We start from the raw sequence: 15,362 nt of genomic DNA, 5'->3' as shown, positions 1-15,362 counted from the left end.
GCCCGTATGACGCCATCACTCGACGACCTGCTCGCGCGTCTGCACGTCGTCGCGCTTCCGATGCGAGTTCGGTTCCGCGGCATCGACGTTCGCGAGGTGGCGCTGTTCGAGGGTCCCGTCGGCTGGGGGGAGTTCGGCGCCTTCCTCGAGTACGGACCCGTCGAGGCCGCGCACTGGCTCGCGTCCGCCGTCGAGGCCGCCTACACCGAGCCGCCGAAACCGCTGCGGACGCGCATCCCGATCAACGCCACGGTGCCCGCCGTCGACGCGGCCCGGGTGCCCGACGTGCTCGCCCGGTTCCCCGGCGCGCGGACGGCCAAGGTGAAGGTGGCCGAGCCGGGCCAGACGCTGGCCGACGACGTCGCTCGGGTCAACGCGGTGCGCGCCCTGGTGCCTCTGGTCCGGGTCGACGCCAACGGCGGCTGGACGGTGCAGGAAGCAGTCGCGGCCGCACGGGCACTGACCGCCGACGGACCGCTCGAGTACCTCGAGCAGCCCTGTGCGACGGTGCCCGAGCTTGCCGAAGTACGGCGCCTGGTGGACGTGCCGGTGGCCGCCGACGAGAGCATCCGCAAGGCCGACGACCCACTGCTGGTGGTACGCGCGAAGGCCGCCGACATCGCCGTGGTCAAGGTCGCCCCGCTGGGCGGTGTCGCACGCCTGCTGGACATCGCAGGCCAGATCGACGTGCCGATCGTGGTGTCCAGCGCGCTGGACTCGGCGATCGGCATGTCACGCGGACTGCTGGCCGCCGCGTGCCTGCCCGACCTGCGGCACGCCTGCGGGCTGGGCACCGGCGGGCTGTTCGTCGAGGACGTGACCGACCCGTCGCCGCCGGTCGACGGCTATCTGCCGGTCGGGCCGGTGGCGCCGGATCCCGCGCGGTTGGCCGCGTTGGCCGCACGCTCTGAGCGACGGCAGTGGTGGATCGAGCGCGTGACGGCCTGCTACCCGCTGATTTTCGAGTAGCCGACTACTCGAGGCCGCCGCTGTGCAAGGCGAGACACTGAGCCGGATCGATCGGTATCGACGAGAGGCTCAGACATGTCCGGACTTCGTGTAGGCCTAGTGGATTTCATCATCGCCGGCCGCCCAGCGGCCGACACCTTCACCCGAGCCAGCTATCTCAGTGCTGTCGCCAGCCGCCTCGACTCGTTCTGGGTGCCCGACCATCTCAACGCGTTGTTCCCTCGGGCTCTGTGGCAACCGAAATACTGTGGCGCAGCCAAGATCCTGCCTTCGGCGGACGCCTACATGGAGCCTTGGACGATGCTCGGGCACATTGCCGCACGCAACCGCATTGGTCGCATCCCCCTCGGCGTGGCTGTCACCGATACCGGTCGCCGCAACCCGGCTGTCACCGCGCAGGCCGCCGCGACCTTGAACCTGTTGACCCGAGGTCGGGCCATCCTCGGCATTGGCACCGGTGAACGCGAGGGCAACGAGCCCTACGGGGTGGATTGGTCGAAGCCGGTCGCGCGATTCGAGGAGGCGATGGCCACGATCCGCGCGCTGTGGGACTCGAACGGTGAACTGGTGAACCGGGATTCGCCGTACTTCCCATTGCACAACGCAGTATTCGATCTGCCGCGGTACAAGGGCAAGTGGCCCGAGATCTGGATCGCCGGGCACGGTCCGCGCATGTTGCGCGCCGTCGGACGCTACGGGGATGGCTTCTTCCCGGCCTTCTCACACAAGCCGGAGGAGTATGCGCGGCGCCTGGAAGTGGTTCGAGCGGCTGCCTCGGATGCGGGGCGCGACCCGATGTCGATCGTTCCGGCGATATGTTTGCCCGTCCTCACGGGCCGTACCCGCGGGGAGGTGGATGAGGCATTGGAGTCAGAAATGGTCAAGGCGGCCGCGTTGAACGCATCGGACGAGTTCTTTGCTCAACACGGTGCACAGCACCCGTTGGGGGTCGGCTTCGCGGGCGCGCAAGACATCTTGCCCCAGGACTGGGATGAGCCGACGGCGCTGTCGTATATCAAGTCCATCCCTTCGTCACTGGTTCGGGACATGGCGCTGGTGGGGACGGCGGGTGAGGTCATCGAACAGGCAGCGGAGTGGCGCGATTGCGGGGTCCGCCATGTGGTTCTGCTGCACTGCAGCGTCATGCAGAGGAGCCTGCGCAACGGTCTGGCAGCGATGGGGCCGTTCTTCAAGATCATGCGCGGATTGAAGAGACTCTAAGCCACGCTGTCCTGATCTGTGGGGTGCGTGGCATAGACGACAAGGCCTGCGTCGCGAACACTGAAGTCTGTGAAGCGGTCGGTGGTCATCGCGGCATACGAGGGCGTGCAGGCCCTCGACCTGGTTGGCCCGTTCGAGGTGTTCACCGGCGCCACGCTGTACCTGCTCAGCCGCGGCCGCCAGGACGACGGCTACGACGTCACCATCACGTCGCTCGACGGAAAACCGGTCAGTACCGGCACCGGACTCGAGCTCGTCGCCAAGCCGCTGCCTGACCCCTGGCGCCCCATCGACACCGTCGTCCTTCCCGGCGGCATCGGCATCGACGCGGTGCGCCAGAACCCCGGCGCCGTTGCCTGGGTCCGGGTGGCTGCCACCACGTCGCGGCGCGTCGTCAGCGTGTGCACCGGAGCGTTCCTGGCCGCGCAGGCCGGACTGCTCGACGGTTGTCTCGCCACCACGCACTGGGCGTACGCCGGGCAGCTGGCGCGCGAGTTCCCCGACGTCGACGTGGATCCCGAACCGATCTTCGTGCGCAGCTCGGAATCCGTGTGGACGGCGGCAGGGGTGACCGCGGGCATCGACCTGGCCCTCGCGCTGGTCGAGGAGGACTACGGCACCGACGCCGCGCAGACCGTCGCCCGGTGGCTGGTGCTCTACCTGCGCCGCCCTGGCGGGCAGACACAGTTCGCCGCGCCGGTGTGGATGCCGCGCGCCAAGCGGGCACCCATTCGCGACGTCCAGGAGGCCATCGAGTCCGAACCCGGTGGCGCGCACAGCATTACCGATCTCGCCCGTCGCGCCGCGATGAGCCCGAGGAACTTCACCAGGGTGTTCACCGTCGAGGTCGGCGAGGCACCAGGAGCCTACGTCGAGCGCGTCCGCACCGAGGCCGCGCGCAGGCAGTTGGAGGAGACCGACGACACCGTCACCGTAATCGCCGCACGCTGCGGCTTCGGCACGGCAGAAACCATGCGGCGCAACTTCGTTCGACGCATCGGCGTATCACCCGACCAGTACCGCAAGACCTTCGCTTAGGAGAGAGAATCATGCAGATCGCCATCGTGCTCTACCCCGGCTTCACCGCGCTGGACTTCATCGGTCCCTACGAGGTGCTGCGCAACCTGCCCGACACCGAGGTCCGGTTCGTCTGGCATGAGCCGGGCCCGATCGCCGCGGACTCCGGCGTGCTCCTCGTCGGAGCCACCCACTCGTTCGACGAAACCCCTTCGCCCGACCTGCTGCTCATCCCCGGTGGGATGACGACGTTCGAGCACGCCCGCGACGAGAAGCTGCTCGCCTGGGTGCGACAGGCCAACCAGACCGCGGACTGGACCGCGTCGGTGTGCTCCGGCTCGGTGATCCTGGCCGCAGCGGGGCTGCTCGAGGGCAAGCGCGCCACGTCGCACTGGATGGCGGTGCCGACGCTGAAGGCCTTCGGCGTGACGCCGGTGAGCGACGAACGGATCGTGCGCGAGGGGTCGATCGTCACGTGCGCAGGCGTGTCGGCGGGCATCGATCTCGGGCTGTGGCTGGCCGGCCAGATCGGCGGAGAGGCCAAGGCCAAGGCCATCCAGCTGGGCATCGAGTACGACCCACAGCCGCCGTTCGACTCCGGGCACCTGTCCAAGGCCTCGGTCGCCACCAAGGCAGCCGCGGCAGCCCTGTTCTCGAAGGAACTGATCACGCCCACCCTGCTCAAGCACACCACCCTGCTGCTGTGGGAACAGGCCATTCGCGCCGCCCGCGGCCGCGGCAAGAAACGCCAGCCCGTCGCCACCCGGTGATTTGTGCACGCCCGGTAACGCTCTCACCGCTACCGCGCGCACACAAGCCGCCGTCGAGTAGGGTCGCCGGGGTGAATCTGGCCTACGACGACCGCGGCTCGGGGGAGCCCGTTCTGTTCATCGCCGGCCGCGGGGGAGCGGGCCGGACCTGGCATCTGCACCAGGTACCGGCCTTCCTGCGGGCCGGCTACCGCATCATCACGTTCGACAACCGCGGTGTCGGCGCGACCGAGAACGCCCAGGGCTTCACCACAGGGCAGATGGTCAGCGACACCGCGGCGCTGATCGAGAAGCTCGCGGCGGGCCCCGTCCGCATCGTGGCGAACTCGATGGGATCGTTCGTCACCCAGGAGCTAATGCTGGCCCGCCCCGACCTGGTATCCGCAGCGGTGCTGATGGCCACTCGCGGCCGCGAGGACCGCACCCGCGACTTCTTCCGCGCCGCCGAGGAGGAGCTCTTCGAGTCCGGTGTCGAGCTCCCTCCGAAGTACGACGCACGGGTCAGGCTGCTGGAGAACTTCTCGCGCAAGACGCTCAACGACGATCAGGCCGTGCGCGACTGGATCGACATGTTCACCATGTGGCCCACCAAGCCGACGCCAGGGCTGCGCAGCCAGAACAGGATCGCGCCGGAGGGCAACCGGTTGCCTGCTTACCGGAACATCACGGCGCCGGTGCTGGTGGTCGGCTTCTCAGACGACATCGTGCTGCCGCCCCATCTGGCCCGCGAGGTCGCCGACGCCCTCCCGAACGGCCGCTACCTGCAGATACCCGATACCGGACACCTCGGCTTCCTCGAGCGGCCGGAGCCCGTGAACGCCGCAGCGCTGGAGTTCTTCGCTGCGGCCGTATGACACAGTGATCTAGTGGCGGCATCATGAACCCCTCGACGACGCAGGCCCGCGTCGTCGTCGACGAACTCGTTCGCGGCGGCGTCCGCGACGTCGTGTTGTGCCCCGGTTCGCGCAACGCTCCGCTGGCCTTCGCCCTGCACGACGCCGACCGCGACGGCCGCTTGCGGCTGCACGTCCGCATCGACGAGCGCACGGCCGGTTATCTGGCGATCGGGCTGGCCGTCGCGGCGGGAGCGCCGGTCTGCGTCGCGATGACGTCGGGCACCGCGGTGGCCAACCTCGGGCCCGCGGTCATCGAGGCCAACTACGCGCGCGTGCCGCTGATCGTGCTGAGCGCCAACCGGCCCTACGAACTGCTCGGCACCGGCGCCAACCAGACGATGGAACAGCTCGGCTACTTCGGCACCCAGATGCGGGAGACGATCAGTCTCGGCCTCGCCGAGGGCGCGACTGAGCACTTGAACGAACTCAACGCCCAGTGGCGTTCGGCGACCTGTCGAGTCCTGGTGGCCGCCAAGGGGTCTCGCAGCGCGAACGCAGGACCGGTGCAGTTCGACATCCCGCTGCGCGAGCCGTTGGTGCCCGACGCCGTCTCCACCGGGGACTACGCTCCGGCAGGCAGGCCGGACGGGAAGTCCTGGACGTACACGCCGCCGGTGACGTTCGATCAGCCGCTCGACATCGACCTGACCCCCGACACCGTCGTCATCGCCGGCCACGGTGCCGGCGTGCAGCAGAACCTCGCGCACCTGCCGACCGTCGCCGAGCCGACGGCACCGCCCGCGGCCAACCCGCTGCATCCGTTGGCGCTGCCGTCGCTGCGCCCTCAGCAGGTGATCATGCTCGGGCGCCCGACGCTGCACCGGCAGGTGTCCACGCTGCTGGCCGATTCGTCCGTTCCGGTGTTCGCCCTGACCACCGGGCCACGCTGGCCCGACGTGTCCGGAAACTCGCAGGCCACCGGCACCCGCGCCGTGACTTCGGGAACGCCCGACCCCGAATGGCTGAAGCGGTGCGCCGCGGCGAACGCCAAGGCCGTCGAGACGGTCCGCGCGCAACTCGCCGCGCATCCGCTGACGACGGGGCTGCACGTCGCGGCCGCCATCGCCAAGGGTCTGCGCGACGGCGACCAGGTGGTGCTCGGCGCGTCCAACCCGGTCCGCGACGCCGCGCTGGTCGACCTGATTCACCCGGGAGGTGTGGCCCCCAAGATCAAGGTGCGGTCCAACCGCGGCGTCGCAGGGATCGACGGAACGGTGTCGACGGCGATCGGCGCGGCGCTGGCCCATGACCGCACGGGCGGACGCACCATCGCGCTGATCGGCGACCTCACGTTCGTGCACGACAGCTCGGGCCTGCTGATCGGCCCCACCGAGCCGACCCCGAAGAACCTGACCATCGTGGTGTCCAATGACAACGGCGGCGGCATCTTCGAACTGCTCGAGCAGGGCGACCCCCGGTTCTCCGACGTGTCCGCACGGATCTTCGGCACCCCGCACGACGTCGACGTCGGCGCGCTGTGCCGCGCGTATCACGTGGAAAGCCGTCAGGTCGAGGCCGACGATCTCTCCGCCGCACTGACCGAGGAATTCGACGGCATGCGGGTGCTGGAGGTGAAGGCCGACCGCTCATCGCTGCGGGCGTTGCACGCGTCGATCAAGGCCGCACTGTGATCAAGGAGATCACTGCGCGGTTGAACGCGGTGCGCGCCATCGTGATTCCGCACCTGTACGGCGAACCCGGCGAGACGCGCCCGCAGCGCATCATTCGTTGGACGCGCATCGGGGTAGTCATCGCGGCGTTCCTGGTCACCCTGATGTCGCTGCTCCTGGTATTCGGCGCGTGGCGCAACGACCGTCAGATCGAACACAACATGGGAGTGGCCGCCGCCGAGGTTCTCGATGCGGGCCCGCGCCGTTCCACCATCGAGTTCGTCACGCCAGACCGCGTCACGTACCGGCCGGAGCTCGGCGTGCTCTATCCGTCCGAATTGGACACGGGCATGCGGATTTACGTGGAGTACGACAAGACCAACCCCGACCTGGTGCGGGTGCAGCACCGCAACGCCTCGCTGGCGATCATCCCCGCCGGATCGATCGCGGTGGTCGGCTGGTTGATCGCCTGGGCGGCCCTATTCGGCTTGGCTGTCGTGCAGCGGCGCCTGGATCGTCAGGACGCCATCAACTTGGAAAGCCAGTCGTTGTCGTAGATGTCGATCTTCTCGTCCTTCTTGAGGTCGTAGATCGTCGGCGTTCCGGTGTTCACCTGGTCGATCTCGAACAGGAACTCCATGTTGGTGTCGGTCATGTTCTTCGTGTCGACGTCCGACGCGCCGCTCGCGATCGCGTCGACCTGGCTGGCGGGGATTCCCGACTTCTGCGCCATGTCGGCCATGTCGTTCTCCGAGGGGCCTGGCCCTCCGAGATCCTGATGTCCCCACAGGTCTTGGACGAAGTGCTGGAACGCGCGTGCGGTCGTGCCGTCGGTGCCCTCGGCACCACCGGGCGCCGCGGCCGCGAACATCGCCTTGGCGACGTGCGCGGAGTATCCGTCGGGCACCTGATCGAGGAAGGTCACCGGGCGGTACGTCACCGCGAGTGCCCCGATGCCGATGTAGTAGGCGATCTGATCGCCGAAGTCGTGTTGCAGGTCGGCGCAGTGGCTGCACTGCGGTTCGGTGTAGAGTTCCACCTGCACTGGCGCCTCTTCGGAGCCCGCGCGGATGCCGAACCCGTCCTTGGTGATGCTGGCCAGCGTTTGGTTGGGGTCCACCTGGGCGGTCCCGGTAATCTGACGGCTGCACCCGGTGACCACCAATACGAGGCTGAAGGCGACCACCAGCGCCGTTCGCACAACCCGCATTGGTGCCTCCTCGTTGATGTGACCCCTCCAGTATGCGGGGGCGACTCTTTGCGTGTCGTATTCCTCTACGCAACCTCCTCGACAGTCGACGCTGTCACTATTCCGTTGTGCGCGTTGCGATCGTCGCAGAGAGTTTCCTCCCGAACGTCAACGGTGTTTCCAACTCGGTGCTTCGGGTGATCGAGCATCTCCGTCGCACGGGCCACGAGGCGCTCGTCATCGCCCCGGACACACCGCGCGGCGAGGAGCCCGCCGAACGTCTGCACGATGGCATCCGCGTTCATCGGGTGCCGTCGCGGATGTTCCCCAAGGTCACCTCATTGCCGCTGGGTGTGCCCCGGCCGCGGATGGTGGGCGTGCTGCGGGGATTCAAGCCCGACGTGGTGCACCTCGCATCGCCCGCGTTGCTCGGCTACGGCGGGTTGCATGCCGCGCGCTTCCTTGGCGTGCCGACGGTGGCCGTATTCCAAACCGACATCGCGGGTTTCGCAGAGAGCTACGGCGTCGGCATGATGTCGCGGGTCGCATGGGCGTGGACGCGTCATCTGCACTCGCGCGCCGACCGCACCCTTGCGCCATCGACGTCGGCGATGGAAAACCTGGTCGCACATGGCGTCCCGCGGGTGCATCACTGGGGACGAGGCGTCGACGTGACGGGCTTCGTGCCCTCCGCGCGTGACGGCGCGCTCCGTGCCAGGTGGTCGCCCGACGGCAAGCCGATCATCGGCTTCGTCGGCCGCCTTGCGCCGGAGAAGCACGTCGAACGGTTGGCCGGCTTGGCCGCCCGCGGGGACCTTCGGGTGGTCGTCGTCGGTGACGGCGTCGACCGACCCAAGCTCGAATCCCTCATGCCCTCAGCTGTTTTCACCGGCGCGCTGTACGGTGCCGAACTGGCCGCCGCGTACGCGAGCATGGACGTTTTCGTGCATGCGGGTGAGCACGAGACCTTCTGCCAGGCGGTGCAGGAGGCGATGGCGTCCGGCCTACCGGTCGTCGCTCCCGATGCGGGCGGACCGCGTGATTTGGTCACGCCCATGCACACCGGATTGCTCTTGCCCGTCAGCCAGTTCGAAGCCCGACTGTCCGAGTCCGTCGATCACCTGATCGCCGAGCGCGCACGCTACTCGGTGGCCGCCCGCCGTAGCGTGCTGAACCGCACTTGGCCCGCGGTGTGCGATCAGCTGCTCGGCCACTACGACGCGGTCATGGGCGAGGCCCGCCGCAAGGCCGCCTAGCCCTGCGCGAGCTCGGCGACCGGCTGCCACTCGTCCCAGGTCTTGATCCGGCTCTCGTAGTCGGCCTTCGCGAGCTGGATCGGCAGAGACCCGAAGAAGACCCGCAGCGGCGGCTTCTCGGCGTCGACGATCTTGAGCACCGCGGCGGCGGATGCCTGCGGGTCACCGGGCGTGGCGACGCGCTGGCTGCGGGCGCGTTCGGCCGCCTCGTGCGCTTCCTTGTAGTCGGGCAGCTGCGCGGAGCGTTTCGACGACGAGCCCGCCCAGTCGGTGGAGAACCCGCCAGGCTCGATCAGCGTCACGTGGATGCCGAACGGCGCGACCTCCTGGGAAAGCGACTGCGAGAAGCCCTCGAGCGCCCACTTCGAGGCGTGGTAGATGCCGACGTTCTGGAATGCGGTGATGCCGCCGATCGACGACACCTGAATGATGTGGCCGCTGCGCTGGGCCCGCAGGTAGGGCAGCGCGGCCTGGGTGACCCACAGCGCACCGAAGACGTTCGTCTCGATCTGGTCGCGGGCCTCCTGCTCGGTGAGCTCCTCGATGAAGCCGAAGTGGCCGTAGCCGGCGTTGTTGACGACGATGTCCAGCCGACCGAAGTGGTCGTGGGCCGCCCGGACCGCCGCGAAGTCGGCCGCGCGGTCGTTGACGTCCAGCTTGATCGGCAACAGTGCGTCACCGTACTTGGCGACCAGGTCGTCGAGTGTCGCGGTGTCCCGCGCCGTCGCCGCCACCTTGTCGCCGCGCTCCAGGGCCGCAATCGTCCACTCCCTGCCGAAGCCACGCGACGCACCCGTGATGAACCAAACCTTGTCAGCCATGCCTTCTCCTCTTTCGTTCCGTGTGCCTCCTGCGGGGTACCAACGCGTGAGGGGGTTACCCATTCCCGCCACGTGCACATTCACAGGTAGCGTCGGCACCGTGAACAGGGCGACGCTGGCCAAGGACCCGCACGAAGTGGCGTCCATGTTCGACGGCGTCGCGCGACGGTACGACCTGACCAACACCGTGCTGTCACTCGGTCAGGACCGGTACTGGCGACGGGCGACCCGCGCTGCGCTGCAGATCGGCCCAGGCGACACCGTGCTCGACTTGGCGGCTGGGACCGCGGTGTCGACGGTGGAGCTGGCCGCATCGGGGGCGGCGTGCGTGGCGTGCGACTTCTCGGTGGGAATGCTCGCAGCGGGCGCAGCCAGGGACGTGCCCAAGGTCGCGGGCGACGCCACGCGGCTGCCCTTCGCCGACGAGACGTTCGACGCCGTGACGATCAGCTTCGGACTGCGCAACGTCGTCGATCACCAGGCCGGGCTACGCGAGATGGCGCGGGTGACGCGCCCCGGTGGCCGGCTGGTGGTGTGCGAGTTCTCCACGCCGACGAACGGGTTGTTCGCCACCGTCTACAAGGAGTACCTGATGAAGGCGCTGCCGCGGATTGCCACCGCAGTGTCGTCGAACCCGGACGCCTACGTGTATCTCGCCGAGTCGATCCGCGCATGGCCCGATCAGCCCGAACTGGCGCAGCAGATCTCGACTGCCGGATGGTCGGCGGTGCGCTGGCGCAATCTCTCCGGCGGCATCGTCGCCCTGCACGCCGCAAGCAAGCCCTAGAAGGTGCGGGCGTCGATGTCGACGCTCATCCGCTCGGGCACCGACCCGGCCCGCTCGCAGGCAGCCCGCACCAGGTCCAGTGTGTCGGCGGCGAACACGCCGTAGAGCACCTCGTCGGTGGGTACCGCCACCGTCATCACCAGCCACACCGGTGACCCCTCGGCGGACAGGATCGCGATGGCCGCGTTGAGCCCGGCGACCATGCCGTCGATCAACTCCCGCGTCAGGTTTGGTCGGTACCACTCCACCAAGAAGCGAGTGGCGACGGGGAGTGCCGTGGTCATGACCGCACGCTAGCCGTCATTCGCGGGAATGAAATCGGGGTTTACCCTAAGAATGACGGCTGCCGTCAGCGGTCCTGCCCATCGGTTGCAGGTCCATCACCATCTGTGGGTCGTTCGCCGTCATGCCCGTCCTGGACGCGCTGCCCGGTGATCCCAGCTCACTGAAGAAGTCGGCGTTGATCTGGGTGTAGCCGCTCCACTCATCGGGAATGTCATCCTCGTAGAAGATGGCCTCCACCGGACAGACCGGTTCGCAGGCGCCGCAGTCCACGCACTCGTCGGGCTGGATGTACAACATGCGAGCACCCTCGTAGATGCAGTCGACGGGGCATTCCTCGACGCACGCCTTGTCCTTGATGTCGACGCAGGGTTCGGCGATCGAATACGTCATGTCAGCGAGTGGCCGGCGAGTCGTCGAGAACTTGGTAGGCGGCGTTGTAGCCGGGGGTGAACGTGATTCCTGGACCGCCGTGGCAGCCGGCGCCGCCGAGGTAGAGCCCATCGATCGGCACGGGTAGGTCGAGGAATCCCTTGGGGCCGGGCCTGTTCTGACCCATCAGATCCGGGTGCAGCAGTCCATGGCAGAAGTCGCCAGCAGGCGCTCCGAACATGGTCTGCATGTGATACGACGCAAAGGTGATGTGCCGGATCTGAATGTCCCTGAAGTTGGGGGCGAACTGCGTGATCTTGTCGATGACCCGCTCTGCCATCTCGTTCTTGAGCCGACCGTGTTGTTCGCGGTCGACCTCGACGGGGAAGGCGTACGCGAATGCACTTGCGGCGTGCTTGCCGGGAGGCGCGAGCTGGGGGTCGGTGACCGACGGGATCTGGAGGCCCAGTGACGGGTTGTCCGGCAGGAAGCCACGTGCGCACATCTCCCATTGCCACTGCTGTTCTTCGGGTGTGCCGAAGATGCTGACCGACTGCTGCATGCCCGGTTCGTTGAGAAATTCGTAGGGCGCGGCGTATTCGAGGAGGCCGTCGAGGGCGAAGTGCATCTGGATGTACGCCGCGCGGTGGTCACGACCGGTCAGGCGGGAGACCAGATCCGACGGTAGATGTTCGACTCCGACCATGTCGAGGAGGGTCACGTCGGGGGATAGGTTGGACACGACGACCGACGCGGTGATCTCCGAACCATCGCGCAGCCGTACCCCGGTGACGCGGTCGTTCTCGACGAGGATCTTGTCCACCTTGGTGCGAAGTCGGAGTTCGCCGCCGGTGGCGAGGAACAGCTCGTGTAGGTGCTGGGTCAGTGCGCCGATGCCACCGTCCAGCTTGGTCATCATCGCCGTGGTGTCGTCGGGGACCGCCAGCGCGAAGGCCAGACACGTTGCGCTGCCAGGCGTGTACGGCCCGCGGTATGTGGAGTTCACGGCGAGGAAGGCCATCATCCCGCGTATCACCGCGTGCTTGTCCTTGTCGGGCAGATAGCGGTCGATGACGTCCATCGCCGACCCGAACAACATCTCGTGAATGGCCTTGCGCTCGGCTTCGTTCGAGGCGCAGGCGAACATCTCGTCGAGCGTCTTGGGCGGCTTGCGCACGTCGAAGCGGCCGAGCGCGCGCGCCGGGCCTTGGCTCCACTCGATCAGCCCGGTCATCCCCATCATGGCTTCGGCGCCATGCCTCTCACCGAGGTGTGCCATCAGCTTCATCGGATCCCGGTAGAAGATCATCGGCTCCTCTCCGCCCTCCCCGATGTTGACCGACATGACTTCCGGCTCGAGGGTGGCGAGGGTGTCCAATCCCAGATCCTTGGCGATCACGCTGGACGTGGGAAACTGCACCGAACCGGCTATCTCATAACGGAATCCGTCGATCAGCTCAACGGTCGCCGCCATGCCGCCGGTGTAGGTGTTGGCCTCCAAGCACACCGTTTTCAGGCCCTCGCGTTGCAGGAGTGCCGCCGCGGTCAGTCCGTTGTGACCGGCACCTACGACGATCGCGTCGTAATCGCTCATTGCCCAGTTCTCCTTCTCGGTAGGCGAGTACTCGATCGAACAATATGTCAGTACTGACACAATTGGAAGATGTCAGTGCTGACATATTTTGGAAGGGGTGAGATACGATCGCCGGGTTATGACGCCCACGAAGCCCAACCTCCACGAGCTTCGCCGGCGGACGACGCACGAAGCGCTTCGACGAGTTGCTTTGGCGAGCTTCGCGAGCAAGGGCTTCTCGAACGTGACGGTTACCGAGCTGGCACGAGAGGCCGGGGTTACCGAGCGCACCTTCTTTCGGCACTTTCCGACGAAGGAAGCCGTGCTCTTTCAGGACTACGACACCCATCTGGAGTGGCTCTCCGAAGCGCTCGCGCAGCGACCCTCCTCGGAGTCACTCTTCGAAGCGGTTCTGGCCAGCGTCGAGACCTTCCCGCACGAGCTCGAGGTCGTGCGCCAGGCGGCGACGGCACGGACGGAGCTGATCAACGCCGAACGCATCGCCAGCCATCTCCGCGTCGTGCAGGCGTCGTTCGCCTCGGCGCTGACCGACTTCGTCAAGACTCGATACGCGGACGTGCAGGACGTCGATCTGGTTGCAGAGGTCGCGGGTGCGACGCTGGCCGCGGCTCTCGTTGCAGCGGTGGAGAATTGGGGCCGTGGCGGTTGCAAGGGCGACATCCGCGAGATCGTCGTCGCCAGTGTCGACCTCCTCCGTTCGGGCCTGGCACCGCTGCTGTCCTGACGCACTGAATCGCCCGCACCGACACCGCTGAGATAGCGGTTGCGGTGCAGAAGTGCGAGTAACCCACGCCCTGGGTGCTATCTGAACGCTCTCGTCAACCTTCTCGCAAAATCATGTCAGTCCTGACATGATCTGTGGTAGGAGTAGTAGCGGGCGCGACGGAGAGGGGCTGAGGATCGATATGGCCGATGGCAACGCCGGACGCTGGTCTCCTGGTATTGCCCTGGGGCGCGGCATCTCTGGGCCGATGCAGGCCGTCGGAGGGTTGTTCGCGATGTCGGCAGATGCGGTGAAGTTCGTTTTCGTGCGGCCGTTTCAGTGGCGGGAGTTTCTGGAGCAGTCGTGGTTCGTGGCGCGGGTGTCGTTGATGCCGACGCTGCTGGTGGCGATTCCGTTCACGGTGCTGGTGTCGTTCACGCTGAACATCCTGTTGCGCGAGCTCGGGGCGGCGGATCTGTCGGGGGCAGGGGCGGCGTTCGGTGCGGTCACCCAGGTGGGTCCGTTGGTGACGGTGTTGATCGTGGCTGGTGCGGGGGCGACGGCGATGTGCGCTGATCTGGGGTCGCGCACGATCCGCGAGGAGATCGACGCGATGGAGGTTCTGGGCATCAACCCGGTGCAGCGCTTGGTGGCGCCGCGGATGTTGGCGTCGGGTTTGGTGGCGCTGCTGCTGAACTCACTGGTGGTGATCATCGGGATTCTCGGTGGTTACTTCTTCTCGGTGTTCATTCAAGACGTCAATCCCGGGGCGTTCGCTGCCGGGATCACGCTGTTGACCGGGGTGCCCGAGGTGATCATCTCGTGTGTGAAGGCGGCGCTGTTCGGGCTGATCGCCGGGTTGGTGGCGTGCTATCGCGGCTTGACCGTGTCCGGTGGTGGGGCCAAGGCGGTGGGTAACGCGGTCAACGAGACGGTGGTGTACGCGTTCATGGCGTTGTTCGTGATCAACGTGGTCGTCACGGCCATCGGCATCCGATTGACCACGGGCTAGACGGTATGGGCACTGCGACGATCCTCCGCTCGGCCTATCCGCGCATGACCCGGCAGTTCAACCGGCCAATCCTCGTACTCGGACGCATCGGCGACCACGTGTTGTTCTACGGCAAGGCACTGTTTGGGACGCTCTACGCCGCCCTCCACTACCGCCGCGAGATCATCCGGCTGATCGCCGAGATCTCCATGGGCGCAGGCACGTTGGCGATGATCGGCGGCACCGTGGTGATCGTCGGATTCCTCACCCTGGCCACCGGCGGCGTGCTGGCCATCCAGGGGTACAGCTCACTGGGCAACATCGGCATCGAGGCGCTGACCGGCTTCCTCGCCGCGTTCATCAACGTGCGGATCTCGGCGCCCGTGGTGGCAGGCATTGGATTGGCGGCCACGTTCGGTGCCGGGGTGACCGCGCAACTGGGGGCGATGCGGATCAACGAGGAGATCGACGCCCTCGAGTCCATGGCGATTCAGCCGGTCGAGTACCTGGTCTCCACCCGGATCGTGGCCGGGATGATCGCGATCACCCCGCTGTATTCGATCGCGGTGATCCTGTCGTTCGTCGCGTCGCAATTCACCACCGTGGTGTTGCTTGGCCAGTCCGCTGGTCTGTACGACCACTACTTCGACACCTTCCTCAACCCGATCGACCTGTTGTGGTCGTTCCTGCAGGCGGTGCTGATGGCCTTGGCAGTCCTGCTGATTCACACCTACTTCGGGTTCTTCGCCACTGGCGGCCCATCCGGTGTGGGTGCCGCGGTGGGCAACGCCGTCCGGACCTCACTGGTCGTGGTGGTCTCGGTGACACTGCTGGTATCACTGGCCGTCTACGGCTCCAACGGCAACTTCAACCTGTCGGGATAG

Annotated in this window: 17 protein-coding genes; 12 read left to right on the top strand and 5 right to left on the bottom strand. The window is 67.0% G+C overall.

From position 1 onward, the window contains the following. Window positions 1–6 precede the first annotated feature (6 nt). From HNP02_RS07705 to HNP02_RS07675, 7 genes are all read left to right on the top strand, one after another. On the top strand, window positions 7–969 hold the full coding sequence (locus tag HNP02_RS07705; RefSeq protein ID WP_184436863.1) for an o-succinylbenzoate synthase: 963 nt from the start codon (window positions 7–9) through the stop codon (window positions 967–969). A 75-nt stretch (window positions 970–1,044) separates the two neighbouring features. Beyond that, the gene (locus tag HNP02_RS07700; RefSeq protein ID WP_184436861.1) at window positions 1,045–2,190 is read left to right on the top strand and encodes an LLM class flavin-dependent oxidoreductase; all 1,146 of its coding nucleotides are present in this window, start codon (window positions 1,045–1,047) and stop codon (window positions 2,188–2,190) included. Between the two features lie 69 nt (window positions 2,191–2,259). Further along, window positions 2,260–3,228, top strand: coding sequence for a GlxA family transcriptional regulator (locus HNP02_RS07695; protein WP_184436859.1), 969 nt, complete (start codon window positions 2,260–2,262; stop codon window positions 3,226–3,228). A gap of 8 nt (window positions 3,229–3,236) precedes the next feature. Then, the gene (locus HNP02_RS07690; protein WP_309241497.1) at window positions 3,237–3,977 is read left to right on the top strand and encodes a DJ-1/PfpI family protein; all 741 of its coding nucleotides are present in this window, start codon (window positions 3,237–3,239) and stop codon (window positions 3,975–3,977) included. A 71-nt stretch (window positions 3,978–4,048) separates the two neighbouring features. Then, a complete protein-coding gene (locus tag HNP02_RS07685; protein ID WP_184436855.1) occupies window positions 4,049–4,831 on the top strand; it encodes an alpha/beta fold hydrolase in 783 nt (260 codons plus the stop codon). A gap of 23 nt (window positions 4,832–4,854) precedes the next feature. After that, a complete protein-coding gene (gene menD, locus HNP02_RS07680) occupies window positions 4,855–6,504 on the top strand; it encodes a 2-succinyl-5-enolpyruvyl-6-hydroxy-3-cyclohexene-1-carboxylic-acid synthase (RefSeq protein ID WP_184436854.1) in 1,650 nt (549 codons plus the stop codon). Between the two features lie 38 nt (window positions 6,505–6,542). After that, window positions 6,543–7,040: a DUF3592 domain-containing protein gene (locus tag HNP02_RS07675; RefSeq protein ID WP_375373653.1), complete on the top strand. Its 498-nt coding sequence runs from the start codon at window positions 6,543–6,545 to the stop codon at window positions 7,038–7,040. Here the strand turns inward: HNP02_RS07675 and HNP02_RS07670 are convergent. Beyond that, window positions 7,001–7,693, bottom strand: a complete 693-nt coding sequence (locus HNP02_RS07670) for a thioredoxin domain-containing protein (protein ID WP_184436852.1) — start codon at window positions 7,691–7,693, stop codon at window positions 7,001–7,003. The genes HNP02_RS07675 and HNP02_RS07670 overlap by 40 nt on opposite strands. 107 nt (window positions 7,694–7,800) lie before the next feature. Here HNP02_RS07670 and HNP02_RS07665 point away from each other — a divergent pair, with 107 nt between their 5' ends. Continuing rightward, window positions 7,801–8,928, top strand: a complete 1,128-nt coding sequence (locus tag HNP02_RS07665; RefSeq protein WP_184436850.1) for a glycosyltransferase family 1 protein — start codon at window positions 7,801–7,803, stop codon at window positions 8,926–8,928. Here HNP02_RS07665 and HNP02_RS07660 read toward each other — a convergent pair. Beyond that, a complete protein-coding gene (locus tag HNP02_RS07660; RefSeq protein WP_184436848.1) occupies window positions 8,925–9,749 on the bottom strand; it encodes an SDR family oxidoreductase in 825 nt (274 codons plus the stop codon). The genes HNP02_RS07665 and HNP02_RS07660 overlap by 4 nt on opposite strands. Window positions 9,750–9,849: 100 nt before the next feature. On the opposite strand from HNP02_RS07660, the gene HNP02_RS07655 reads away from it, so the two are divergent. Then, window positions 9,850–10,536 (top strand): demethylmenaquinone methyltransferase, encoded by a 687-nt coding sequence (locus tag HNP02_RS07655; RefSeq protein WP_184436846.1) that lies wholly within the window; start codon window positions 9,850–9,852, stop codon window positions 10,534–10,536. Here HNP02_RS07655 and HNP02_RS07650 read toward each other — a convergent pair. The 3 genes from HNP02_RS07650 to HNP02_RS07640 are packed head-to-tail and all read right to left on the bottom strand — an operon-like array spanning window position 10,533 to window position 12,784. Continuing rightward, on the bottom strand, window positions 10,533–10,820 hold the full coding sequence (locus HNP02_RS07650; RefSeq protein ID WP_184436844.1) for a hypothetical protein: 288 nt from the start codon (window positions 10,818–10,820) through the stop codon (window positions 10,533–10,535). The genes HNP02_RS07655 and HNP02_RS07650 overlap by 4 nt on opposite strands. A gap of 46 nt (window positions 10,821–10,866) precedes the next feature. Continuing rightward, the gene (gene fdxA / locus HNP02_RS07645; protein ID WP_184436842.1) at window positions 10,867–11,211 is read right to left on the bottom strand and encodes a ferredoxin; all 345 of its coding nucleotides are present in this window, start codon (window positions 11,209–11,211) and stop codon (window positions 10,867–10,869) included. Between the two features lies 1 nt (window position 11,212). Further along, a complete protein-coding gene (locus tag HNP02_RS07640; RefSeq protein WP_184436840.1) occupies window positions 11,213–12,784 on the bottom strand; it encodes an NAD(P)/FAD-dependent oxidoreductase in 1,572 nt (523 codons plus the stop codon). Window positions 12,785–12,902: 118 nt separating this feature from the next. Between HNP02_RS07640 and HNP02_RS07635 the strand changes: the two genes are divergently transcribed. The 3 genes from HNP02_RS07635 to HNP02_RS07625 all read left to right on the top strand — a co-directional run bounded on the left by HNP02_RS07635 (window position 12,903) and on the right by HNP02_RS07625 (window position 15,362). Next, window positions 12,903–13,508 (top strand): TetR/AcrR family transcriptional regulator, encoded by a 606-nt coding sequence (locus tag HNP02_RS07635; protein WP_184436838.1) that lies wholly within the window; start codon window positions 12,903–12,905, stop codon window positions 13,506–13,508. Window positions 13,509–13,689: 181 nt separating this feature from the next. Next, window positions 13,690–14,499 carry an ABC transporter permease gene (locus HNP02_RS07630; RefSeq protein WP_184436836.1) on the top strand — a complete coding sequence of 270 codons (810 nt, stop codon included), beginning with the start codon at window positions 13,690–13,692 and terminating at the stop codon, window positions 14,497–14,499. Window positions 14,500–14,504: 5 nt separating this feature from the next. Then, entirely contained in the window at window positions 14,505–15,362 is an 858-nt protein-coding gene (locus HNP02_RS07625; RefSeq protein ID WP_184436834.1) for an ABC transporter permease, read from the top strand.

Source organism: Mycobacterium sp. AZCC_0083, from assembly GCF_014202335.1.
GTDB lineage: Bacteria > Actinomycetota > Actinomycetes > Mycobacteriales > Mycobacteriaceae > Mycobacterium.
The sequence above is the reverse complement of the archived record's forward strand: the minus strand, read 5'-3'. Positions and strand labels throughout refer to the sequence as shown.